Source organism: Pelagerythrobacter marensis (assembly GCF_001028625.1).
In the GTDB taxonomy this organism is placed as follows: Bacteria; Pseudomonadota; Alphaproteobacteria; order Sphingomonadales; family Sphingomonadaceae; genus Pelagerythrobacter; species Pelagerythrobacter marensis.
Genome location: NZ_CP011805.1, coordinates 1,893,004 through 1,915,154, shown reverse-complemented (window position 1 = coordinate 1,915,154; position 22,151 = coordinate 1,893,004). Strand labels below are relative to the sequence as shown.

General features: G+C 66.2%; 23 protein-coding genes. 10 read left to right on the top strand and 13 right to left on the bottom strand.

Annotated elements, in window-relative coordinates; genetic code table 11:
- Positions 1-43 precede the first annotated feature (43 nt).
- From AM2010_RS09150 to tsaD, 6 genes are all read right to left on the bottom strand, one after another.
- Positions 44-409: a response regulator gene (locus AM2010_RS09150; RefSeq protein WP_047806803.1), complete on the bottom strand. Its 366-nt coding sequence runs from the start codon at positions 407-409 to the stop codon at positions 44-46.
- Between the two features lie 85 nt (positions 410-494).
- The gene (locus AM2010_RS09145) at positions 495-1,121 is read right to left on the bottom strand and encodes a hypothetical protein (RefSeq protein ID WP_082132857.1); all 627 of its coding nucleotides are present in this window, start codon (positions 1,119-1,121) and stop codon (positions 495-497) included.
- 112 nt (positions 1,122-1,233) lie between these two features.
- Positions 1,234-1,974 carry an OmpA family protein gene (locus tag AM2010_RS09140; protein ID WP_047806802.1) on the bottom strand — a complete coding sequence of 247 codons (741 nt, stop codon included), beginning with the start codon at positions 1,972-1,974 and terminating at the stop codon, positions 1,234-1,236.
- A gap of 84 nt (positions 1,975-2,058) precedes the next feature.
- Entirely contained in the window at positions 2,059-3,558 is a 1,500-nt protein-coding gene (locus tag AM2010_RS09135) for a lipopolysaccharide biosynthesis protein (protein WP_047806801.1), read from the bottom strand.
- Complete coding sequence (locus tag AM2010_RS09130) at positions 3,555-4,580, bottom strand: NAD(P)H-dependent glycerol-3-phosphate dehydrogenase (RefSeq protein ID WP_047806800.1); 1,026 nt, start codon at positions 4,578-4,580, stop codon at positions 3,555-3,557. Before AM2010_RS09130 ends, AM2010_RS09135 begins: the two co-directional genes overlap by 4 nt.
- Positions 4,577-5,605 (bottom strand): tRNA (adenosine(37)-N6)-threonylcarbamoyltransferase complex transferase subunit TsaD, encoded by a 1,029-nt coding sequence (gene tsaD / locus AM2010_RS09125; protein ID WP_047806799.1) that lies wholly within the window; start codon positions 5,603-5,605, stop codon positions 4,577-4,579. Before tsaD ends, AM2010_RS09130 begins: the two co-directional genes overlap by 4 nt.
- A 45-nt stretch (positions 5,606-5,650) precedes the next feature.
- On the opposite strand from tsaD, the gene hemC reads away from it, so the two are divergent.
- Genes hemC through AM2010_RS09110 form a run of 3 tightly spaced genes read left to right on the top strand, consistent with a single transcriptional unit; the run spans position 5,651 to position 8,226 of the window.
- Positions 5,651-6,580 carry a hydroxymethylbilane synthase gene (hemC, locus tag AM2010_RS09120; protein ID WP_082132856.1) on the top strand — a complete coding sequence of 310 codons (930 nt, stop codon included), beginning with the start codon at positions 5,651-5,653 and terminating at the stop codon, positions 6,578-6,580.
- The gene (locus AM2010_RS09115; RefSeq protein ID WP_047806798.1) at positions 6,577-7,260 is read left to right on the top strand and encodes a uroporphyrinogen-III synthase; all 684 of its coding nucleotides are present in this window, start codon (positions 6,577-6,579) and stop codon (positions 7,258-7,260) included. The genes hemC and AM2010_RS09115 overlap by 4 nt, the downstream gene beginning before the upstream one ends.
- Before the next feature lie 51 nt (positions 7,261-7,311).
- Positions 7,312-8,226 (top strand): hypothetical protein, encoded by a 915-nt coding sequence (locus tag AM2010_RS09110; protein WP_047807852.1) that lies wholly within the window; start codon positions 7,312-7,314, stop codon positions 8,224-8,226.
- A 1-nt stretch (position 8,227) separates the two neighbouring features.
- On the opposite strand, the gene AM2010_RS09105 is transcribed toward AM2010_RS09110, so the two are convergent.
- Complete coding sequence (locus tag AM2010_RS09105) at positions 8,228-9,439, bottom strand: FAD-dependent monooxygenase (protein WP_082132989.1); 1,212 nt, start codon at positions 9,437-9,439, stop codon at positions 8,228-8,230.
- Between the two features lie 40 nt (positions 9,440-9,479).
- Here AM2010_RS09105 and AM2010_RS09100 point away from each other — a divergent pair, with 40 nt between their 5' ends.
- Complete coding sequence (locus tag AM2010_RS09100; RefSeq protein WP_236699498.1) at positions 9,480-11,636, top strand: protein-disulfide reductase DsbD family protein; 2,157 nt, start codon at positions 9,480-9,482, stop codon at positions 11,634-11,636.
- Here the strand turns inward: AM2010_RS09100 and AM2010_RS09095 are convergent.
- The 6 genes from AM2010_RS09095 to uvrB all read right to left on the bottom strand — a co-directional run bounded on the left by AM2010_RS09095 (position 11,554) and on the right by uvrB (position 16,514).
- Entirely contained in the window at positions 11,554-12,144 is a 591-nt protein-coding gene (locus tag AM2010_RS09095) for a hypothetical protein (RefSeq protein WP_047806795.1), read from the bottom strand. The genes AM2010_RS09100 and AM2010_RS09095 overlap by 83 nt on opposite strands.
- Complete coding sequence (locus AM2010_RS09090) at positions 12,116-13,612, bottom strand: S10 family peptidase (protein WP_047806794.1); 1,497 nt, start codon at positions 13,610-13,612, stop codon at positions 12,116-12,118. The genes AM2010_RS09095 and AM2010_RS09090 overlap by 29 nt, the downstream gene beginning before the upstream one ends.
- A gap of 50 nt (positions 13,613-13,662) precedes the next feature.
- Positions 13,663-13,983, bottom strand: a complete 321-nt coding sequence (locus AM2010_RS09085; RefSeq protein WP_047806793.1) for a HigA family addiction module antitoxin — start codon at positions 13,981-13,983, stop codon at positions 13,663-13,665.
- On the bottom strand, positions 13,955-14,068 hold the full coding sequence (locus AM2010_RS14495) for a type II toxin-antitoxin system RelE/ParE family toxin (RefSeq protein WP_338047426.1): 114 nt from the start codon (positions 14,066-14,068) through the stop codon (positions 13,955-13,957). Before AM2010_RS14495 ends, AM2010_RS09085 begins: the two co-directional genes overlap by 29 nt.
- A 29-nt stretch (positions 14,069-14,097) precedes the next feature.
- Positions 14,098-14,235, bottom strand: a complete 138-nt coding sequence (locus AM2010_RS14490) for a hypothetical protein (protein ID WP_338047428.1) — start codon at positions 14,233-14,235, stop codon at positions 14,098-14,100.
- An 89-nt stretch (positions 14,236-14,324) separates the two neighbouring features.
- On the bottom strand, positions 14,325-16,514 hold the full coding sequence (uvrB, locus tag AM2010_RS09075) for an excinuclease ABC subunit UvrB (protein ID WP_047806792.1): 2,190 nt from the start codon (positions 16,512-16,514) through the stop codon (positions 14,325-14,327).
- A 103-nt stretch (positions 16,515-16,617) separates the two neighbouring features.
- Between uvrB and AM2010_RS09070 the strand changes: the two genes are divergently transcribed.
- From AM2010_RS09070 to AM2010_RS09045, 6 genes are all read left to right on the top strand, one after another.
- Positions 16,618-17,160: a DUF3617 domain-containing protein gene (locus AM2010_RS09070; RefSeq protein WP_047806791.1), complete on the top strand. Its 543-nt coding sequence runs from the start codon at positions 16,618-16,620 to the stop codon at positions 17,158-17,160.
- A 104-nt stretch (positions 17,161-17,264) separates the two neighbouring features.
- Positions 17,265-18,038 (top strand): esterase/lipase family protein, encoded by a 774-nt coding sequence (locus tag AM2010_RS09065; RefSeq protein ID WP_047806790.1) that lies wholly within the window; start codon positions 17,265-17,267, stop codon positions 18,036-18,038.
- Between the two features lie 71 nt (positions 18,039-18,109).
- Positions 18,110-19,537, top strand: coding sequence for a circularly permuted type 2 ATP-grasp protein (locus AM2010_RS09060; protein ID WP_047806789.1), 1,428 nt, complete (start codon positions 18,110-18,112; stop codon positions 19,535-19,537).
- A gap of 16 nt (positions 19,538-19,553) precedes the next feature.
- Positions 19,554-20,498, top strand: a complete 945-nt coding sequence (locus tag AM2010_RS09055; RefSeq protein ID WP_047806788.1) for an alpha-E domain-containing protein — start codon at positions 19,554-19,556, stop codon at positions 20,496-20,498.
- A gap of 3 nt (positions 20,499-20,501) precedes the next feature.
- Complete coding sequence (locus tag AM2010_RS09050; protein ID WP_047806787.1) at positions 20,502-21,317, top strand: transglutaminase family protein; 816 nt, start codon at positions 20,502-20,504, stop codon at positions 21,315-21,317.
- Positions 21,317-22,087 (top strand): proteasome-type protease, encoded by a 771-nt coding sequence (locus AM2010_RS09045; protein WP_047806786.1) that lies wholly within the window; start codon positions 21,317-21,319, stop codon positions 22,085-22,087. The genes AM2010_RS09050 and AM2010_RS09045 overlap by 1 nt, the downstream gene beginning before the upstream one ends.
- Positions 22,088-22,151: the final 64 nt, after the last annotated feature.

Below are 22,151 nucleotides of genomic sequence, written 5' to 3'. Positions count from 1 at the left end.
ATCCTTGGGGCGCAGGAAGCTCCCGTCACGCCCGGCAGCGACCCTAGTGGGTCGTCGAAAGCGCCTGCTGAACCTTTTCCAGCATCAGGTTGGGCGGGCATGGCTTGGCGCAGGCAATCGCGGTCGGATAGCGCTGGCGCACTTCATCCGGGCTGAACTGGCCGGAGTGAAAGATGACCGGCACGTCTTCCGCCATGAGCGCTTCGGCCAGCCTGAAACTGTCGCCGTCTTCCAGGCGAACATCCAGAATGGCGAGATCGGGGCGCGCCTTCTGGACGGCGAGCATTGCGGTGGAAATTTCCGAATGCGGGCCTTCGACTTCGAATCCGGCCTCCTTGACCGTATCGCATAAATCGAAAGCCACGATGAACTCGTCTTCGGCGACGAGAATACGAAGATGATCGGACATAAGAACCTGTCGAGATTACGATTTCAATTAATCGAATAAATCCCGAACAGGCGAAATGTTCCCGTCCACTACCTCGGCAGCGGCGTCAGAGCTTGCCGAACTTGTCCTCGTAACCCGCAGTATCACCCGACGAAAGCAATCGTGCCTGCTCCACCCAGCCATCGCGCCGGATGCGACCCTGAAAGCGGCCGAGCTGGGCGTCGATCCGGTCGATATCGGCATCGGTCCACGCCGCAATCTGTGCCAGGCCGGTAACGCCGAGCGACCGGAGAAGCTCGTCCAGCTTGCGACCGACACCCTTTATGCGGGTGAGGTCGTCGGCCCCGGCAGGTGCGGGTTCGGGTGCTGGTTCGGCGGCCGGCGCGGGCGGGGCCGGCGTATCCTGGTCAGCGTCGCCCACAGCGGCACTTCCTTCGTCGGTGGTTTCCTGAAGATCCCTCGTCTGCTGGGCTTCGACCGCCGCGGCCACTGCCGTGCCTGTCCCGGCCACGCCGGGCGGGACGACGGGCGGCTGGGCAGCTGCCGCGGGCGGGGCATCGATCAACGCCTGGTTGCGCGACGCGTGGGCTGCGCCTTCGTCCAGAACGTCCGCCGCATCGCGATCGATCACCCGCGCGCTGCGCGAGGGGCGGAACACCCACCAGGCCACCGCAATGCCCAACACCAGGGCGGCGATGAAAAACGGCCACCACGTCTGCACTATCTGCATCATGCGATCATTCTCCCAGGTCTTTCGACACGCGGCCCCACACCAGCCAGCCGGCCCCCAGGCCGAATGCGTATGTGACCAGCAGCATAACCATCAGTTCGAACCAAAGTGCCATTCAGCGTGCCCCCGGAACATCGACAGGCGCAATTTCCAGCGGCTCGGTCGCGATCACCGAAAATTCGATCCTGCGATTGGCCGGGTCGGCGGGGGCCAGGCCCTCCACCGGCTCGCTGGAGCCGAAGCCCCGTGCGCGCAGCCCATCGCCGGGGATGCCGCGCGCGATCAGGGCCTGACGGACGGCTTCGGCCCGTTCGCGCGAAAGCGCCAGATTGCCGGGCTCGGTCCCCGAACTGTCGGTGTGGCCGGTAATCGCGATAATGCTGCCGAGACAGGGGCGCAGCGCGGCAGCCACTTCGTCGAGCAACTGCTGGCTCGACCGGTCGATCGCGCTGCGCGACTGTTCGAAGCGGACCGTCCGGGCGCGGAGCAGGGCGTCCACGTCTTCTTGGCAATGCATCGGCGTATATTCGATGCCCGCGACTTGCGCACGGGCCTCCCCATCCGCCCAGCGCACGCCCCCGACACCGGGGATCGCCGCGATCGCGCGGGCGACTTCGGCGCGCTTGCCTTCGTCCAGGCTGCCGTCGCTTTCCAGAAGCGGATGGCGCGACGCCCAGCCGGAAGGGGAGGTGAAATGCGCGCGCACGCCTGTCCCACCGGTGCGCTCTATCGTTTCGGCAGTGCGACGTTCCAGATCGGACTGGATATCCTGCGCCGACATCGTGGCGCCGATAAGCGCGAGCGCCGCCGTGACGAGCGCTCCGGCAACGATGGCTATGGTCGGACGCAGGGGCATTGCCGGCGCCATAAAGCCTGCCCGCGCCCGGCGCAATCGCGGCGGCAGTGGGACCGGGGAGAGCAGGGCGCGGAACGCGCCCGTCTATGCGGTTGGCGGTTCGTCGTCGCTGCCGACGTTGCGGCGAAACAGCACGCGATCTTCGGGTCCGAAGCCCTTGCGCCATATGACCCAGCCATACATCAGCAGGATCAGCGGGATGCCGAAAATCAGCTCGGCCCATTCGGGCATACGGGTCGCCAGGTAACCCACCGCGATGGCCGGCACCGCCGCCCAGACCAGCGCCCAGCGCCAGTTGTTCACCCGCTCGCCCAGAATGCGCGACAGCAGCCATGCCTTGGCGAGCGAGGCAACGCCAAGGGCAATCATCAGCGAAATCGCCGCGGCGGCCGCCTTGTACGGCTCGCCCAGCTCCATCCGTTCGACCACCATGATCGCCGCAACCGTCAGAACGCCCTGGAAGGCGATGGTCGCCAGCGAGATGGCGAGATTGCGTTTGCGCGCGACGTAGACCAGCGCGGCCTCCGACACGACGGCGGTTGCGGCCACGACTTCGGCGGCGAGCAGGAATGAAAGCGCGCCGGTCCCGCCCACGAAATTGGGGCCGACCAGGCCCATCACCGCTTCGCCCGGAACGCCCAGCGCCAGCGCAATCCCGGCCTGGGCGGCCACGATCCAGAAGCCGACCTGGCAGACCTGCTTCGCGATCGCCGGGAAATTGTTTTCCTTCAGATTGCGCGTGATCACCGGGCCCAGGATCGGTTCGAAGCTGGTCTTCAGCTTCTGCGGCAGGCTCGCGACCTGTTGCGCGACGTAATAGATGCCGACCGCGGCGGGCGCGGCGAACAGGCCCAGAATGAAGATGTCCAGCCGGCGCGTGCCCCATTCGATCGCATCGGCTGTCGCAAGCGGGAAGGCGCGGGTCGACATGCGCCACATGTCGGGCAGGTTGGGGCGCCAGTTGCGGGGCAGCCCGTATGTCCGCAGGAACGGCCAGGCCGCGGCCGCCAGCCCGGCATAGATCGAGGCGATATAGGCAAGCGACAGGCCCGAGCGCGGGATCAGGTAGAAAAAGACGCCGGCCATGATCGAGATCGTCCACGGCTCCACAATCGCGCGTGCGCGCACCGTCGTCGCAATGTCGTAGCGGTAGGCCTGGGCCGCGAGGAGGATTTCGGTCAGCGCATATGCCGGGATCGCGGTGACCAGCAATTTGTCCAGCGTGCCGTATTCACCAGCCGGGAACATCGGCGCGGGCACGAACCACAGGAACACCGCCGCCGCGCAGGACAGCAGCAGCGCGAGCAGCAGCCCGTCGAACACCAGATTGGCGGGGCGCACGTCCTCGCCTTCGGACAGGCGCTGCGCCAGCCCGCGCTTCTCGCCCATCGAACAGACCAGCGCGAGCAGTTCCACCACCACCAGCGCTGATGCGAACCGCCCAAGTTCTTCCGCGCCATAAAGGCGGCCGGCAATGAACAGAAACGGCAGCCGCGCGGCCAGCCGCAGCAGGAAACCGAAGAAATTCGTCCGGCCGCCTTTCGCCAGCGCGGCGATATCCCCCTGTTGCGCGGTTTCGCTCACGCAGGGGAATCCTGCGCGCCGGGTTCATCCTGTTCCGACCGCAGCGGGCGGGCCAGCAGTTCGCTGACGATTTCGCGCGCGGGCGCACCACCCAGCAAGCGATAGACGGCGGCGACGATCGGCATGGCGATGCCGTGGCGCATGGCCAGCTCGGTCAGCACGGGCGCGGTATGGGCTCCTTCTGCCACGGTGCGCCGGTCGGCCATCAGGCTCTGCGCGGACTGCCCTTCGCCCAGCGCTTTCCCGAGCGAGAAATTGCGGCTGGAGGTCGATGAGCAGGTGAGCACGAGATCGCCCAGCCCGCACAATCCGGCAAGCGTTTCGGGCCGTGCGCCCAGCGCTTCCCCGAACCGCAGCATTTCGGCATAGCCGCGCGCGATCAGCGCGGCGCGGGCGTTCTGCCCCAGGCCGAGGCCGTCGACCACACCGCAGGCGATGGCGAGCACGTTCTTGACCGAACCGCCGATTTCCGCGCCGACGACGTCATCCGAATAATAAGGCCGAAACGAAGGGCGGGCGATGGCAGGGGCGAGCCGGTCCCACTGATCTTCCCCGCCGCCACAGGCCAGCGTCACGGCGGTCGGCAGGCCGGCTGCCACCTCGTGCGCGAAAGTCGGGCCGGAAAGCACGGCGACTTCGCTGTCGGGTGCTGCTTCTGTCACCACTGCATTCATCAGGCGCCCGCTGCCTGCCTCGATCCCCTTGCTGCACAGCACCAGATCGCGCGGCGCGGCGCGCAGGCCGCCCAGCACTTTGCCGAGATGCTGGGCCGGCGTGACGGCCAGAATGGTGGCGCAATCGCCCAGGTCGCCGAGCGTGGAGGTCGCGCGGATCGTCGGCGCGAGTTCGGCCGACGGCAGATAGACCGGATTGCGGTGATCGGCGTTGATCCGCTCGACAAGTTCGGGCTCGAGCGCCCACAGGCGTACCTCGCGCCCATCCGAAGCGAGCATTTGCGCAAGCGCGGTGCCCCAGGCCCCTGCGCCGATCACGCCAATCGGTGCCTTACCGGTTGCGGTCATGCCTTGTACCCCGCGCCGCGGACCGGTTCCGCATCGGGATCGAGCGGCCAGCGCGGCCGTGCCGCTATGTCGAGAGGATCGGACTGGCCCAGCCGTTCGCAGCCGGCCCATGCGATCATCGCCGCATTGTCGGTGCACAGCGGCAGCGGCGGAGCCACGAAGCGCAGGCCGCGTTCGGCGGCGAAACTTTCCAGCGCGCCGCGAATCGCCTGATTGGCGGCGACCCCTCCGGCGACCACCAGTGCAGGGACCGGCGCGATTCCCTCGAACGCCACGGCCAGCCGGTCGACGACGCAATCGAGGGCCGCCTGCTGGAAACTGGCGGCAATGTCCGCATCGCGGTGGCGCCCGCTTTCCTTCGCGCGCAGGACTGCGCTCTTGAGCCCGGCGAAGCTGAAATGCGGTTCTCCGCTACCGACCAGCGGACGGGGCAGGGGCACGGCGCCCGGATCGCCTTCGCGCGCCAGCCGCTCCACCGCCGGGCCGCCGGGGAAGCCGAGGCCGAGAATTTTTGCCGTCTTGTCGAACGCTTCGCCCAGCGCATCGTCGATCGTCGTCGCCAGCCGCCGATACTGCCCCACCCCTTCGACCCGCAGGATCTGGCAGTGCCCGCCGGAAACGAGCAGGAGCGCGTAAGGGAAGGCAAGGTCGGCATCGGCCAGGCGCGGCGACAGGGCGTGCCCTTCCAGGTGATTCACCGCGATCAGCGGCACGTCGCCGGCCATTGCCAGTGCCTTGGCGCTGACCAGCCCGACCATTACCCCACCGATCAGGCCGGGGCCGGCGGTGGCGGCGATCGCATCGAGATCGGAAAGGTCCTGCCCGGCTTCTTCCATCACTGCGGCGATCATCGGGGCCAGCCGTTCCGCATGGGCGCGCGCGGCGATTTCCGGCACCACGCCCCCATAGGGCGCGTGTTCCGCATCCTGCGACGCGATGCGCTGCGCCACGATCCGCCTGTCGGTGGTGACGAGGGCGGCTGCAGTCTCGTCGCAGCTCGATTCGATGCCAAGCACGATCCCCATGCCGCTTTCCCTGAACAAATTGGCTCGCTAGGGCAAGCATCGCTCATGATCGAACCGCCAAAGCTTCGCCTCGGAACCCGTCAATCGCCGCTTGCAATGGCTCAGGCGCGCGAGGCGCGGACGCGGCTGTGCGCCGCGCACGGGTGGCCCGAAAGCGCGATCGAACTGGTGCCGGTACGCGCCAGTGGCGACAAGGTGCAGGATCGCCCCCTGGCCGAAATCGGTGGCAAGGCGCTGTGGACCAAGGAACTCGATCAGTGGCTTGGCGAAGGGCATATCGACGGCGCAGTCCATTCGATGAAGGATGTGGAGACGCTGCGGCCGGATGGTCTGGCGATCGCGGCCATCCTGCCGCGCGCCGATGTGCGCGACGTTTTGATCGGTGCGGTCAGCGTGTCGGAAATTCCGCGCGGGGCGCGGGTGGGAACCAGCGCACCGCGCCGTGCGGCGCAGATGCTCTATCACCGGCCCGATTGCGAGATCGTGACCTTTCGCGGCAATGTCGCCACGCGACTGGCCAGGCTCGCTGCGGGGGAGGCGGAGGTGACCCTGCTCGCCGCGGCGGGGCTTGGGCGGCTGGGCGAAAACGGGGTGGGGACCCCGCTCGATCCCGATGACTGGATTCCCGCGCCAGCGCAGGGCGCGATCGGTATCGAATGCCGGGCAGACGATGCCCGCGCACACGCGCTGATCGCAGCAATCGACGACGGATTCTCGCGCGCCAGCGTCATGGCCGAACGCGCGCTTCTGGCCAGTCTGGGCGGGACTTGCCACAGTCCGGTGGCGGCGCTGTCGATCCGCGAGGGCGATGCCATTCGTCTGCGCGCGATATTGTTCAGTCCCGATGGCAACGAGCGGGTGGAGGGCGACTGCCGCGTTGTCCCCGGGGATGGCGCGGCCCCCGCAGCGCTCGCCGCCGACCTGCTGGCCCGGGCCACAGCGGGCATCTCGGCGCATTTCGTCGGCCCGGCATGAGCCTGCCGATCATCGTTGTCCGGCCCGAGCCGGGCTTGTCGGCGACCCTCGAGGCGGCAGAGGCGATAGGACTTCGCACCCGGGGGCATCCGCTGGCGGCCGTTGCTCCCTTGAAGTGGGATGCGCCCGGCGATGCCGATTTCGATGCATTGCTGCTCGGTAGCGCCAATGCAGTGCGCCATGCCGGGCCGGCGCTGACCCGGTGGCAGGGCCGCCCGGCGCATGTCGTGGCGGAAGCGACGGCCAGCGCGGCACGCGAAGCCGGATTGCGGGTGGAAACGGTGGGCGAAGGCGGCCTGCAACCGCTCGTCGAAACCTTGCGGCCTCATGCGCCGATCCGTCTCCTGCGCCTCGCCGGGGAACGCCATCGCCCCCTGTCGCCCCCGAGGGGCGTCGCCATCGAAACGCGCATCGTCTATCGCGTGGATTACCGCCAGCTTCCGCCCGATCTTGCCCAACGTCTTCGTCATGGGGCGCTGGTATTGCTGCATTCGGGCGAGGCTGCGCGCCATTTCGCCCAGGAATGCGACCGGTGCGGCGTGGGGCGGGGGGGAGTCGCCATCGCGGCCCTCGCGCCGCGAATCGCCGACCTTGCCGGGCCGGGCTGGCGCGAAGTGCGCTGCGCCCCTCAGCCCACCGATGCGGCCTTGCTGGCATTGGCGCGCGACATGTGCCATTGACCGGCTAGGGTCGGCACCTGCAAGGGTATGCAGGTCGCAGAACGGATTTCGATGGACAGATACGCAGACAAAACCCCTTCCAGTGGCTCGTTCAAGCCCATTCTGGCGGTCGCGACGGCTGCTTTCCTGCTGGGCGCCCTGCTGGTCGGCTATTTCGCCTGGCGGTCGGGCGTCGATTTCGGCTTCGGTGACGAGCAGCCGGCGGCGGGGGCGCTTGCCGAACCGGTTGCCGGCGACGCCTCGCCCGCGCCAACACCGCTCCCTTCGCCTTCCGCTACGCCGGCCACGGCTGCGGAAGAGCGGGTGGAGCAGGTTGCGGAACAGCAGGGCGGTCTGGATCAGCGGCTGGCCGCGGCCGAACAGCGGCTGGCCCGGCTGGATCTTCAGGCCCAGGCGGCAGCGGGCAACGCAGCGCGGGCCGAAGGGCTTTTGATCGCTTTCGCCACCCGGCGCGCGCTCGATCGCGGGGCGGAGCTGGGCTACCTCGCCGATCAGCTGCGCCTGCGGTTCGGCGATGCCAAGCCCAATGCCGTGGCCACGATCATCGAATTTTCGCGCAATCCGGTGACCCTCGACGTTCTCGTCGCCCGCCTCGAAGGGCTGACCCCGCAATTGACCGAGGCGACGGACGCCCCGCTTCTGGAACGGATCGGCCACGAATTCGGGCAGTTGTTCGTCATACGCCGTGAAACCACCCCGTCGCCGCAACCGCAGCGGCGGATAGAACGGGCGCGGTTCTTTCTCGAAAGCGGGCGCGTGAACAAGGCGATCGAAGAAGTGGGCAAGATGCCGGGCGCGGCCAAGGCGGAGCGCTGGATTGCCGATGCCGAACGCTATGTCACCGCCCGGCAGGCGCTGGACCTGATCGAAACTTCGGCGGTTCTGGAGCCCCGGCGCCTGCGCGACGGGTCGGGCAATCAGATCGAACAGCCCAGCCCGGCGGAAAATCCGGCGGAGGACGAATAAGTTATCCGCGCATGAGCGCCGGCACGTCGCCGGATACGCCGCGTGCCTCGTCCATAAACCAGTGCTTCAGCGCTGGAATCCGTTGAACGCCCGCCATTCCAGCCCGCCTGACGGCGGACGCCGTTCGACCGGGAACGCCGAACAGCCGGGTGAGGCCATCGGTCGCCAGTGCGACCATGAACGAATCGAGCCCGCGCCAGCGTTCGTATCGCGCCAGCATTTGCGCATCGCCTGGATCGAGGCCGAGCCGCGCCCCTTCGGCCAGCACTTCCACCAGCGCGCCAACATCGCGCAGGCCGAGGTTGAGCCCCTGGCCGGCAATCGGGTGGATGCCGTGGGCGGCGTCGCCCACCAGGGCCAGACGTTCGCCGGTTATTCGCGCGGTGTGATGGAAACCGAGCGGGAAGGAAGAGCGCGGGCCGACCGCCAGCACGCCGCCGAAGATGTCGCCCATCCGCTTCTCCGCCTCGGCGCGGAAGGCGCGGTCCGACAGCTTCAGCGTGCCGGCGGCATCCTTCTCGTCCACCGTCCAGACCAGCGCGCTCCGGTGCGATCCGTCGGTGCTGCGCATGGGCAGCAGTGCGAAAGGGCCGGCCGGATAGAAGATTTCCCATGCCACGCCGTCGTGGGGCAGGGCATGTTCGAGGCCCGCGATAATCGCGCGATGGCCGTATTGCCACTTTGCGACCTTGAGCGCGGCATCCTCCCGCGTCGGGGACATCCGGCCTTCCGCCCCGATCATCAGCGCGGCCCGCAGCGTCTGCCCATCCGATAGCCGGGCCGAAACCGCGTGTTCGCCCCGCTCGCGCGCGACCACTTCCGCTTTCGGGTGCCAGGCGATCAGCGGTTCCTGCGCAGCCGCTTCGAACAGGGCGAGGCGCAAGGTGCGGTTGGCGAACATGCGGCCCAGCGATCCTTCGTGCGGCTGGGGACGGAAATCGATCCTGCCCGGCCGCAGCTGATCGGCGACCGCAATGGTTTCGATGGGGCAACCGTGCGGTTCCAGCGCCGATGCCAGGCCGATATTGGTGAACAGGTTCCAGCTTGCGGTGGAAATCGCGCTCGCCCGACCGTCGAACCCTTCCGCCGTCAGCTCCGCCGGATCGGCGCGATCGACCACGTGGCTCGACATCCCCTGACGCGCTGCCGCCAGAGCCAGGGTCATGCCCACCAGGCCACCGCCCAGGATCAACAGGTCGCGGGTGTCGTTCATCGCCTTCTCGTTGCGGTAATCCTTCCGCCGTCCTAGGGCCATGCCTGTGATCGAAGCAAGGACAATGGACGGGGGGGCGCGTCGGTTCGCGCGGGCCGTGCTGGCGCTGTTCGCTGCGCTGGCCCTGTTGATGCCCGCAGGTGCGGCGGCGCAGCCCCAGATCTCCGACGACAATATCCGGGCCGAACTGATCGCCGACGGCGGGCCGACGGCTGGCGGCGAATGGATGCTGGCGCTCCATTTCGTGCCGCGAACCGATGAATGGCACGGCTACTGGTCGAATCCGGGTGACGCGGGCCTGGGCATGGAACTCGCGTGGGATCTGCCGCGCGGCTGGTCGGCGGGCGAACCGCTCTATCCGGTGCCGCGCCGGCTCGTGATCGGCGGGCTGATGAACCACGTTTACGAAGGCGCCTATACCGTTCTGGTGCCGATCCGCGTCCCGCGCGGCGCCGATGTCGAAGCGATCGACCCGATTGGCCTGGTTGCCGACTATCTCGCGTGTACCGACAAGCTGTGCGTTCCCCAGCGGGCCGAGCTGGAGCTTGATCCCGCCGCGGCGGAGGACGATCCGCGCTTCGTGCGCTGGCGCGCCTCTATCGCGCCGACGCTGGACAGCCGCGCGAACTTCGCGATCGAGGATCGCCTTCTGCGGATCGGCATCCCGCTGCCGGTCGATATGGATCTTTCCGAACCGCATCTGTTCGTCGAAGAACGGGAACTGGGCCGGGGCCTGCGTCCGGCCTATGCCAGGCAGCAGACGTTCTTCCGCGAAGGCGACCTGCTGATCGCGGAAATCCCGCTCGATCAGCTCAATCTCCCGGCAGAAATCGTGCGCGAGCCCGCGCCGACCCGGCTGGATGGGATTCTGGCGTTTTCTCGCGATGTCGGGGTGCGGTTCACTGCGGTTCCGGGGGCTGTGCCCAATGCCGGAAATCCGGTGCCGGTGCGCGAGATCCCGCCGTTCTGGATTCTCGTGGCCGGAGCGATTGCGGGCGGTCTGCTGCTCAATATCATGCCCTGCGTCTTCCCGATTCTGAGCCTCAAGGCGCTCAGCCTGGCGAGAGCCGGCGGCAGCCAGGCGGAGGCGCGACGCGAAGGGCTGGCCTACACTGCGGGCGTGCTGATCGCCTGCATCGGGCTGGGCGCCCTGCTGCTGGCGCTGCGTTCCGCCGGCGAGGCGGTTGGCTGGGCCTTCCAGCTTCAGGAACCGGGGGTGGTGATCGGGCTGCTGGCGCTGGCGACGGCGATTGCCGCCAATCTCGCGGGCCTGTTCGATCTGCCCTCGTTTTCGCTGACGCGCCGGGGCGAACCTGCTGGCGCATTCGCCACCGGGGTGCTGGCAGCGTTCGTGGCGACGCCCTGTACCGGCCCGTTCATGGCGGCGGCGCTGGGCGCGGCGCTGATCCTTCCGCCGGTGGAGGCGCTGCTGCTGTTCGCCTCGCTGGGGTTCGGGCTTGCCCTGCCGTTCCTCGCCATCGGTCTGATTCCGGCGCTGCGCCGGCTCCTCCCCCGGCCGGGGCCGTGGATGGAAACGTTCCGCAGGATCATGTCCGTCCCGATGGCGCTGACGGCGGCTGCGCTGTTGTGGCTGTGTTTCCGGCTGGGCGGCACGACATTCGGCTGGGGCGCCGCCGCCCTGGCTGCGGTTATCGTCGTCATCCTCGCGGTTCTGGGCCGCCGCCGCTTCGCTGCGCGGCCCTGGGCCGGACTGCTCGCGGCGCTGCTCGTCACCGGGGCTGCAATCGCCTTCCTCCCCCGCGTGGTGAGCGAAGAAGTTGAAGTGGCGGAAAGCCTGCTCGATCCCACACCCTTCAGCAAATCCGCGCTCGCCGATGCGCGCGCCACGGGCCGGCCCGTCTTCGTCTGGTTCACCGCCGACTGGTGCGTGAGCTGCAAGGTCAACGAAAGCGTCGCGATCGAGCGTGAGGCAACGCGCGAGGCTTTCCAGCGCGCCGGCGTGGTGACCCTGCGGGGCGACTGGACGCGGCGCGATCCGGCCATCACCGAATTCCTGTCGAACCACGGCGCGGCGGGCGTTCCGCTCTATCTCTGGTACGAACCGGGCGAGGAAGGACGGCAGCTGCCGCAAGTCCTCGGCCCCGATGCGCTGGTCACTCTTGCACAGGCGGCACCGGATCATCCGGCTGGCGCTGGCCAAGACAAACTTCGACCAGATGCTGGGGGCGGGCGCTAGGGTGAATTTCGACCGTTCCCCCGCCCGGGACGGTCGCCTCGATCCGGCGTAATCCGGTCAGCACGTCCAGCCCGGGATCTTCCGCCTCGATATATCCTTCCCACAGCCATGCGCGCCCGTTCCATGTCGCATCGACCGGGACGCGCGCGACGTGGCCGTTGCCGATCAGCGCCAGAATGGCCTTCGCCTTGGCATCGGCCGCGACATAGCGGGTGACATGGATGCGCGGATTGTCTGCCCCTTCCTCGCACGCCAGCGAGAGCAGGGGTTCTGCACCAGGCTTGCCATAAAGGATGCGCCCCGGGCGATCGCTTTCCGCCCATAGGGCCCCGGTGGTGTCGGGCGAGGGCAGCGGCTCGCTGGCGTGGGTCTTCGCTTCGTCCAGCGCCACCCGTTCGACGTAATCGTCGACCGCAGGCGGCTTGCACGCTGCCAGCACGAGCAGCCCCGCGCAGAATACCAGCCGGCGCACCACCCGATCAGCGCGCGCGGATGAAGGCGCGGACATCGTCGGACAGCTTCCGGCGATCCTCGTCACGAATATACATCATGTGGCCGGCATCGTAGTACTGCCATTCGATCCGGTCCTGCGGGAAACCGGTGCGGGTCAACGCATATTCGGCGGCGAAGAACGGCGTGGCGAAATCGTACCATCCCTGCGCGACGAGAATTCGCATCCCCGAATTTTCGCGCATGGCCTTGCCCAGATACGGCGCGACGTTGAGATAGGCGTTGGTGTCGCGCCCACCTTCTATCCGCCAGTCCCACGGGCCGACGCTGCCGATCGTCACGTAATCGCGCTGCGTGCGATAGCCGATCGTATCGCGCATGAAGTGGTTGATCGCGGCGGCATACCCGCCGTCGATGCCGTAGAAGCTGGGATCGTTGTCGGGTGCCTCGCCAGCGCTGTCGTAGTCCACGCCGGTATAGCGGCTGTCGAGCCGGCCGACGGTCAGGCCGCGGTCCCGAAGCAGTTCCTTGTAGAACCGGCGCGAGGAAACGCGCAGGTCCGCACGTTCCAGAAACTGTTCCGAAAGGCCGGTAAAACGGGCCAGCTCGCGGCGCACCGCCGCACGTTCGCCGGCGGGCGCGTTCTGCCCTTTCAGCAGGAAGGCGGCGTAGGGGCCGATTGCGAACTGGCGCGCTTCCTCCACGAACTGTTCGACCGATGGTGCGGTGGCCTTGCCATGGTACAGCGCGGTCGCGGCCATTGTCGGCAGCGTGGTGATATAGCCCAGCTCCGCCCCTTGCGTTTCCGCCCCGGCGCCGAAATCGAGGACGGTGGAAATCAGGATCACACCGTTGAGCGATACGTCGTTGTATCCGCCCTCCAGCTCGTGCACGACCGCGGCGGAGCGGGTGGTGCCATAGCTTTCGCCGCCCAGAAACTTGGGGCTGTTCCAGCGGCCGTTGTCGCCGATCCATTTGCGGATGACGGCGGCGACCGATTTGGCGTCCTTGGTGACGCCCCAGTATTCCTCCCCCTTCGTATCGCCGATGGTATGGCTGAACCCCGTGCCGACCGGGTCGATGAAGACGAGGTCGGTGACGTCGAGGATCGATTCCGGGTTGTGAACGATGGGGAAGGGGGGCGCGCCGTCGTCGCGCGCATCGGACGGGATGGCGACCCGTTGCGGCCCGAAAGCGCCCATCTGCAACCATACCGAGCCGGAGCCGGGGCCGCCGTTGAACAGGAACGTGACGGGGCGCGAGGGATCGCGCGGCTCGGCGATATAGGCAGTGGTGACAATCGCCGCCTTGGGCGTACCGTCGTTGCCCTTCAGAACCTGCTCTTCGACCGTCGCGGTATAACGCAGGCTGCGCCCGCCGAACGTGCCGGTGAAGGTGCGGCTGGCCGAATTGGCTTTGTAGGTTTCCTTTGCCTCAGACACGTCTTCGCCATCGTCCGATTGCGCGACGGCGGGAGAGAGAAGGGCGAAAGCCGTCGTTGCGGCCAGCAAGGTTCGGAAGATCATGGCGCAGCTATGGCAAAGCGCGCGCGCGAGGTAAATCGGGCGCGACGAAGTTATGCGGCGCGCGGTACGATCCGCTCCAGCTCGCCATCGAGCGCGCGCTTGCCTTCGCGGATTTCGAACTGGTCCTGGAGGCGGAGGAAAAAACCCTCCGACATTCGAAAATAGCGTGTGAGCCGCAGGTCGAGTTCACCGTCGATGCGGGTTGCCCCCTCGATCACAGCGACGATCCGCGCAGCATCGACGGCGATGGCTTCGGCCAAAGCGGCTGGGGTGAGGTCGAGCGGGGTCATAAATTCCGACAGCAGCAATTCGCCGGCGTGCGGGTTGTGCAGCCAGTCGGAATCAGTGGTAGTCGACGATTTCGACGTCATGCGCATTTCCGCCTTTCCAAGTGAAACATATACGCCATTGCCGATTGCTTGAAACCGAATGCTGGCCGGCGCGATCTCCGGTCAGCGTGTGAAGGCGGTTGCTGGGCGGATTTCTCAGGTCGTCGAGAAAGTCCGCCCGTCGATCATCGCCAGCGTGGCCAGCGCGCGGCGTTGGATGTCCGGCGGCAGTTTTCTGCTGCGCCGGCCTTCCCAGATGCGCTGGGTTTCCCTGGATGTAAAAGCCATGATCATGGCGGCCGCTCCCGAACCTCCGCTGCCTGATTGTGTTCATTCGATAACTCGGAGTGCAACGCTGCGGACGGATGCTGGCCATCCCAGACCTATTTCCCCCACTTGCGCTGGGTCTTGCCGTAGCGCAGCTTGCGGGTGCCGGGCTTGCCTTCGTTGCTGCGGCCGACGAGGGGGGCTTTCTTCTCGCCATCGGCCAGGCCGAGTTCGTCGTTTTCGAGGCGGCGGATTTCGTCGCGCAGGCGGCCTGCTTCCTCGAACTCCAGATCGGCGGCGGCGGCGCGCATTTTCTTTTCCAGATCCTCGATATAGGCGCGCAGATTGTGGCCGACGAGGTTGTTGCGCCCGTCCTCCGCCTCCAGGTCCACGGTCACGCCGTCCTTCGATGCCGTGTGGGCAACGATATCGGCGATCTCGCGCCGGATCGTCTGCGGGGTGATGCCGTGTTCTTCGTTGTAGGCGCGCTGCTTCTCGCGCCGGCGCTCGGTTTCGGCCATCGCCCGTTCCATCGATCCGGTCACGCGATCGGCATAGAGGATGACCTTGCCGTCCACATTGCGCGCGGCGCGGCCGATGGTCTGGATCAGCGAGGTTTCCGACCGCAGGAAGCCTTCCTTGTCGGCATCGAGGATCGCCACCAGGCCGCATTCGGGAATATCCAGCCCCTCGCGCAGCAGGTTGATGCCGATCAACACGTCGTACACGCCCAGGCGAAGGTCGCGGATCAGCTCGATACGTTCCAGCGTTTCGACGTCCGAATGCATGTAGCGGACCCGCACGCCCTGTTCGTGCATGAACTCTGTCAGGTCTTCCGCCATCCGCTTGGTCAGCGTGGTCACCAGGGTGCGATAGCCCTTTTCCGCCGTGGCCTTGGCTTCGGCGATGCAGTCCTGCACCTGATCTTCGACCGGGCGGATCTCCACCGGCGGATCGATTAATCCGGTCGGGCGGATGACCTGTTCGGCGAAGACGCCGCCCGTCTGCTCCATTTCCCAACCGCCGGGCGTGGCGGACACGGCGAAGGTCTGTGGGCGCATCGCGTCCCATTCGTTGAAGCGCAAGGGGCGGTTGTCGATGCAGCTCGGCAGGCGGAAGCCATATTCGGCCAGGGTCAGCTTGCGCCGGTGGTCGCCGCGCGCCATCGCACCAATCTGCGGCACCGTCTGGTGGCTTTCATCAACGAACAGCAGGGCGTTTTCCGGCAGATATTCGAACAGGGTGGGCGGCGGTTCGCCCGGCAGGCGGCCGGTCAGAAAGCGCGAATAGTTCTCGATCCCTGCACAGCTGCCGGTCGCGGCGATCATCTCCAGGTCGAAATTGGTCCGCTGTTCCAGCCGCTGGGCTTCGAGCAGGCGCCCTTCGGCATGAAGTTCCTTCAGCCGCTCGGTCAGTTCGAACCGGATCGCCTCGCTCGCCTGCTTCATCGTCGGCCCGGGGGTGACGTAGTGCGAATTGGCGTAGACGCGCACTTTGTCCAGCCGGGTGCCCTTGCTGCCGGTCAGCGGATCGAATTCGCTGATCTCCTCGATCTCGTCACCGAAGAAGCTGACTCGCCAGGCCGTGTCTTCGTAGTGGCTGGGAAAGATTTCCAGACTGTCCCCGCGCACGCGAAAATTGCCGCGCGCGAAAGCGGCGTCGTTGCGCTTGTACTGCAGGGCGACGAGCTTGCGGATCAGCTCGCGCTGGTCGACCGTTTCGCCCTTCTTGATGTCGAAGATCATCGCCGAATACGTCTCGACCGAACCGATGCCGTAGAGGCATGAGACCGAAGCGACGATAATCACGTCGTCGCGTTCCAGCAGCGCGCGCGTGGCGCTGTGGCGCATCCGGTCGATCGCCTCGTTCACCGAGCTTTCTTTCTCGATGTAAGTGTCGGACCGGGGGACGTAGGCTTCCGGCTGGTAATAATCGTAATAGCTGACGAAATATTCGACTGCGTTGTTGGGAAAGAAGCTCTTGAATTCGCCATAGAGCTGCGCGGCGAGAATCTTGTTCGGCGCCAGCACCAGCGCCGGGCGCTGCAGTTCTTCGATCACCTTGGCCATGGTGAAGGTCTTGCCCGACCCGGTCACGCCCAGCAGGACCTGGGTTCGCTCACCCTCGTTGGCTGCGCCAGTCAGCTCGCGGATTGCAGCTGGCTGGTCGCCGGCGGGCTGATATTCGGACACAAGTTCGAACTTGCGCCCGCCCATGCTCTTTTCCGGCCGCTGCGGCTTGTGCGGAGTGAAACTTTCGGACGTATCGGGTTCTTCAAGACCCCGGCGGATGACGAGTTCGGCCATGTCTGGCGATATGGGCCCGCACGCGGCGCGCGGCAAGCGCTTGGCAGTCTGGCGTCCGCTTGGTAGCTAAGCCGAAGGAAAAATCCGGCAAGGAGCAATAGTTATGCGCGCGATGGTACTGGTTGTGGGGGGCGCGCTGGCGCTGGCGGCTTGCGGCAACGAGCCGGATGAACCGAAGACCGCGGAAGAAGTGATCGCTGCGGCGGACAAACTGGTGAAGCCGCGGCCCGGCCTCTATCGCAGCAACGCGGAGATCGTCGATTTCGAGATTCCCGGCATCTCGCCCGATCAGGCGGCGCGGATGCGCGAAATGGCCGCCGGGCTGCAGGGCGAAGACACGACCCAGTGCCTCACCCAGGAACAGGCCGACGAAGGCTTCCGCCGGATCGTGCAGCGCCTGGGCGAAGGCGATGAGGGCGTTTCGTGCGAATTTTCGCAGTTCGATGCGCAGGGTAGCGACCTCGATGCCGCCCTGACCTGTTCGGGCCCCGGCGGCGTGAGCGCCGACATGACGATCGACGGTACGGTCGAAGCGGAATCGAGCACGATGCGCATGGCGATGAGCCAGAAATCGGATGCCATTCCCGGCGGCGAAATGCGGATGACGATGCAGGTCAAGTCGGAACGCATTGGCGATTGTCCCTGAACCGGTCGCAGCCCGGACCATCAGGGGGGCAGACGGGCACGCCAGGGAACGGCGGGAACGCAGCCGTTCAGCGACCATTATCCCAGCAACGGCATAACGGTCCCATGGCAACATCATCCGCCCCCTCGTCTTTCTCGCAACTGCCCAGCTCTCGCGAAGAGCTGGTGCAGCGGTGGGAGCTTGCCAGCGAACCGGCAGCGGAGGCGCACGGCAGGCCGAAACTGCGCTATCTGCTCGGCGAGCTGTCGCATCTGGCCGAACCGGTTCGGCGGCCCTTTCGCCAGATCGACATTCCCCGGGCCGAACACCCGCGGACCGTGATGCTGCTGCCGGGCTTCGCGACCCATCCCATTCGTATGCGCTATATGGCGAGTCTGATCGAGCGAGCCGGGCACAAGGCGAAACGGTGGGGGCTGGGCGTCAACTTCGGTCCGACGGAAGACAATATCCGTTATCTGGAACGGCGCCTGATCGAGGTGCACGAACGCTACGGACGCGATGTCTATCTGGTCGGCTGGAGCCTGGGCGGCCTGTTCGCGCGCGAAATCGCCAAGCGCCATCCCGATCGCGTGGCCAAGGTGATCACGATGGGGTCGCCGTTTTCGGGCGATCCGCGGGCCAACCATGCCTGGCGCGTCTATCAGTTCGTGACCGGGCACCGGGTCGATCAGCCCCCCATCGAAACCGACATCTGCGAAAAGCCGCCGGTCGCCACCGTCGCCCTGTGGAGCCCGCGTGACGGGATCGTCAGCCCGCGCAGCGCCCGGGGGCGCGATTGCGAGCGCGATCGGGCGATCGCCCTGCGCTGCACTCACATGGGCTTCACCTACTCCCCCGAATCGATTCATGCGGTGTTGCGGGAACTCGACGAAGTCTGAATCTTTTACTTGGCATGCGGACCGGCCCATGTAGGCTGCACTCCGTGTCCGCGATCGCGGCAAGGAGGTTCATGTACGAGGCGGACGCTAAATTCGATGAAATGCGGGCCGAGGACGGCTCGGTTCGTCCGGCCTACCGCGATTACCGCAACTGGTACGACGATCAGAAATCGAATGTGCTGATGCGCAAGCATCGCGATGCCGAAACCGCTTTCCGCCGCACCGGCATCACCTTCAACGTCTATGGCGAGAACGAGGCCGAAGAACGGCTGATCCCGTTCGATATGGTGCCGCGGATCATCACCGCCAGCGAATGGCGCCGCCTGACCCGCGGGATCGAACAGCGGGTGAGCGCGATCAATGCGTTCATTCACGATCTCTACCACCGCCAGGAAATCGTGCGCGCCGGGCGGATCCCCGAACGGCTGCTGCGCGACAATCCCGCCTGGTTACCGAACATGGTCGGCTTCACCCCGCCGGGCGGGGTCTATACCCACGTCGTCGGGATCGATCTGGTGCGGACGGGGCCGAACGATTTCTATGTCCTCGAAGACAACGCACGCACCCCGTCGGGCGTCAGCTACATGCTCCAGAATCGCGAGACGATGATGGCCATGTTCCCCGAACTGTTCACCCGCATCCCGGTTTGCCAGGTATCCGATTATCCCCGCAGGCTGGCGAAAAGCCTGGCGGCCTGTGCACCGGCCGGCACTACGGGCAAGCCGACCGTCGCCGTGCTCACCCCCGGCATTTACAACAGCGCATACTTCGAACACGCCTTCCTCGCCGATCAGATGGGGGCGGAACTGGTCGAAGGCAGCGACCTGCGCGTGGCCGACGGACGGGTCGCGATGCGCACCACGCGCGGATATGAACCGGTCGATGTCCTCTATCGCCGTGTCGACGACGATTTCCTCGATCCGCTTACCTTCAACGCGGATTCGGTGCTGGGCGTACCGGGGATCATGGATGTCTATCGCGCCGGGGGGATCACGATCGCGAATGCCCCGGGCACGGGGGTCGCCGATGACAAGGCGATTTACAGTTTCATGCCCGAGATCGTCGAGTTCTACACCGGCGAGAAGCCTCTGCTGCCCAATGTCGACACCTGGCGCTGCGCCGACCCCGACAGCCTCGCCTACGTCCTCGACAATCTGGCCGATCTTGTGGTGAAGGAAGTCCACGGATCGGGCGGGTACGGGATGCTGATCGGCCCCGCCGCGTCGAAGCGCGAACTGGCCGCGTTTCGCCAAAAGCTGACGGCGCGGCCGGAAAACTACATTGCCCAGCCGACGCTGTCGCTTTCGACCTGCCCCATCTTCACCCGCAGCGGGCTGGCCCCGCGCCACGTCGACCTGCGCCCGTTCGTGCTGGTGTCGCCCGACGGGATCGAGATCGTGCCGGGGGGGCTGAGCCGGGTGGCGATGCGCAAGGGCTCGCTGGTCGTCAATTCGAGCCAGGGCGGCGGGACCAAGGATACCTGGGTGTTGAAGGACTGATGGTCGGGAGGCGCTCTTGCTAGGTCGAACCGCTCACGGCCTGTTCTGGATGTGCCGCTGTCTGGAGCGTGCCGAAAACACCGCACGCCTGCTGGAGGCGGGTTTCCACATGGCGCTGACCCGCGATGTCGCGACGGCGGAAGAAGAATGGCGATCCGTCATCGAGGCGTTCGGCCAGCGCGCCGGGTACGAGAACAAGCACGGCACCTATACCGGCCATCAGGCGTGGAACTATCTGCTGCGCGACCCCGACAATGCCACCAGTGTTCTGGCCATGATCGGCGCCGCGCGCACCAACGCGCGCGCCGTGCGCAATGCGATCAGCGGCGAACTGTGGGAAGCGATCAACGAAAGCTGGATGGAAATTTCCCGCCTGCTCGCGCGGCCCTTGGCCCAGAACAGCGTGGGCGAAGCAGTCCAGATCATCCGGCGGGCGGGGACGGTCGTGCACGGCGCGATGAGCGGTTCGATGCTGCGCAACGAAGGGTTCCATTTCGCGCGGGCGGGCACGTTCGTGGAACGGGCGGATTGTGTCGCCCGAATCCTCGACATGAAATACTACCTGCTTCTGCCCTCGCTATCCTACGTCGGCACCAGCCTCGACACCGGGCAGTGGGACCAGGTCCTGCGGTCGGTATCGGGCGATCGCGCGTTCCGCTGGCTCAACGCCGGGCGGATCGATGCCCGCGTCATCGTTGAGTTCCTCGTCCTCGACGACCGTTTCCCGCGCAGCCTCGCCTTCTGTCACACCGCGCTGCGCGAAGAGCTGGCCGCGCTGGCGCGGATGCATGGCCGCGAAGGGGAAAGCAACGCACTGATGCGCGAAAGCGCGACGCGGCTGTCCGATCTCACCATCGACGGCATTTTCGAACGCGGCCTGCACGATTTCCTGCGCCATTTCACGCAGGCGAACAACGCCATCGCCAAGGGCATTGCCGAAGACTACAGGTTTCTGAGCTGACCCATGCGCCTGTCGATACGCCATAGAACGCGATACGCATTTGCCGAACCGGTGGTTCATGCATTGCAGCGGCTGCGCCTGACGCCGAAGGCGACGCAGGGGCAGGATATCCTGACCTGGGACATGGAATACGAAAACGCCGTGCCCCAGCTCGAATATGACGATCAGCATTTCAACCACGTCACCCTGATCGCGGTCGAGCAGGGCGTGCGCGAAGTCGTCGTCAGCTGTTCGGGAACGGTCGACACCGAAGACAATGCCGGCGTGATCGGCCATCATTCGGGACACCTGCCCTTGTGGAGCTTTCTCGCGCAGACGCGGCTGACCCGGCCGGGCGACGCGGTTCGGCGCATCCTGCGCGATCTCGATTGCGGACCGGATGCCAAGCTGGATTTCCTGCACGCGCTTTCCGGGCGCATCCGCAGCGAGGTCGAGTACCGGACGGGCAGCACGCGGGTCGACACGACTGCGGAAGAAGCGGCGGAGGCGGGGCAGGGCGTGTGCCAGGATCACGCCCACGTGTTCATCGGCGCAGCGCGTGCGGCACAGATCCCCGCGCGATATGTCAGTGGCTATCTGATGATGAACGACCGGGTCGAACAGGACGCGACCCACGCCTGGGCGGAAGCGCACGTCGAAGGGCTGGGCTGGGTCGGGTTCGATATATCCAATGGGATCAGCCCCGATCCGCGCTATGTGCGGGTCGCGACCGGCCGCGATTATCGCGACGCGGCGCCGATCACGGGGATCAGCTTCGGCGCGGCGAGCGAAAATCTCGACGTCGATGTCGCGGTCGAACAGCAGCAGGTGGATCAGTAATGACGTATTGCGTGGGCATGGTGCTCGACAAGGGCCTTGTCCTGATGAGCGACACTCGCACCAATTCGGGCGTCGACAACATTTCGGTGTTCCGCAAGATGTTCCACTGGCAGGTGCCGGGCGAACGGATGCTGGCGGTCATGACCGCGGGCAATCTCGCGACAACCCAAGCGGTCATCAGCCAGCTCGAAGAACGGACCAAGGCGCCCGACGACCGGCACAATTCGTTGCTGGAAGCGCCGAGCATGTTTCAGGTCGCGACCGAGATCGGGCAGCTTTTGCGGGCGACGATCGAGGAACGCCAGCTGGCCAACGGCGATCGCGGGCGGGGCCGCTTTACCGCGTCGGTCATCCTGGCTGGGCAGATCGACGGGATGGAGCCGCGCCTGTTCCTGATCTATCCCGAAGGAAACTTCATCGAAGCCAGCTTCGACACACCTTTCTTCCAGATCGGCGAGACGAAGTACGGTCGCCCGATCCTGATCCGCGGATACGACCGGGCGATGAGCTTCGAAGATGCGGTGAAGCTGCTGACCGTGTCGTTCGATTCGACGCTGAAGGCGAACCTTTCCGTGGGCCTGCCGCTCGATCTGATGGTGATAGAACGCGACGGGTTCGCGCCGACGCATACGCGGCGGATCACCCACGACGATCCCTATTTCCAGGCGATCTCTTCAAGCTGGGGCGATGCGCTGCGCAGCGCGTTCCATTCGCTGCCGGATTACAGCTTCTATTTCGGCGATGATGACCAGGCTGCCGGCGAAAGTTGAAGCGGCACCGGGCCGATCAAAAAGCCCGCTCCTGATAGCTCCATTTCGGCGTTGATCCGGCGCC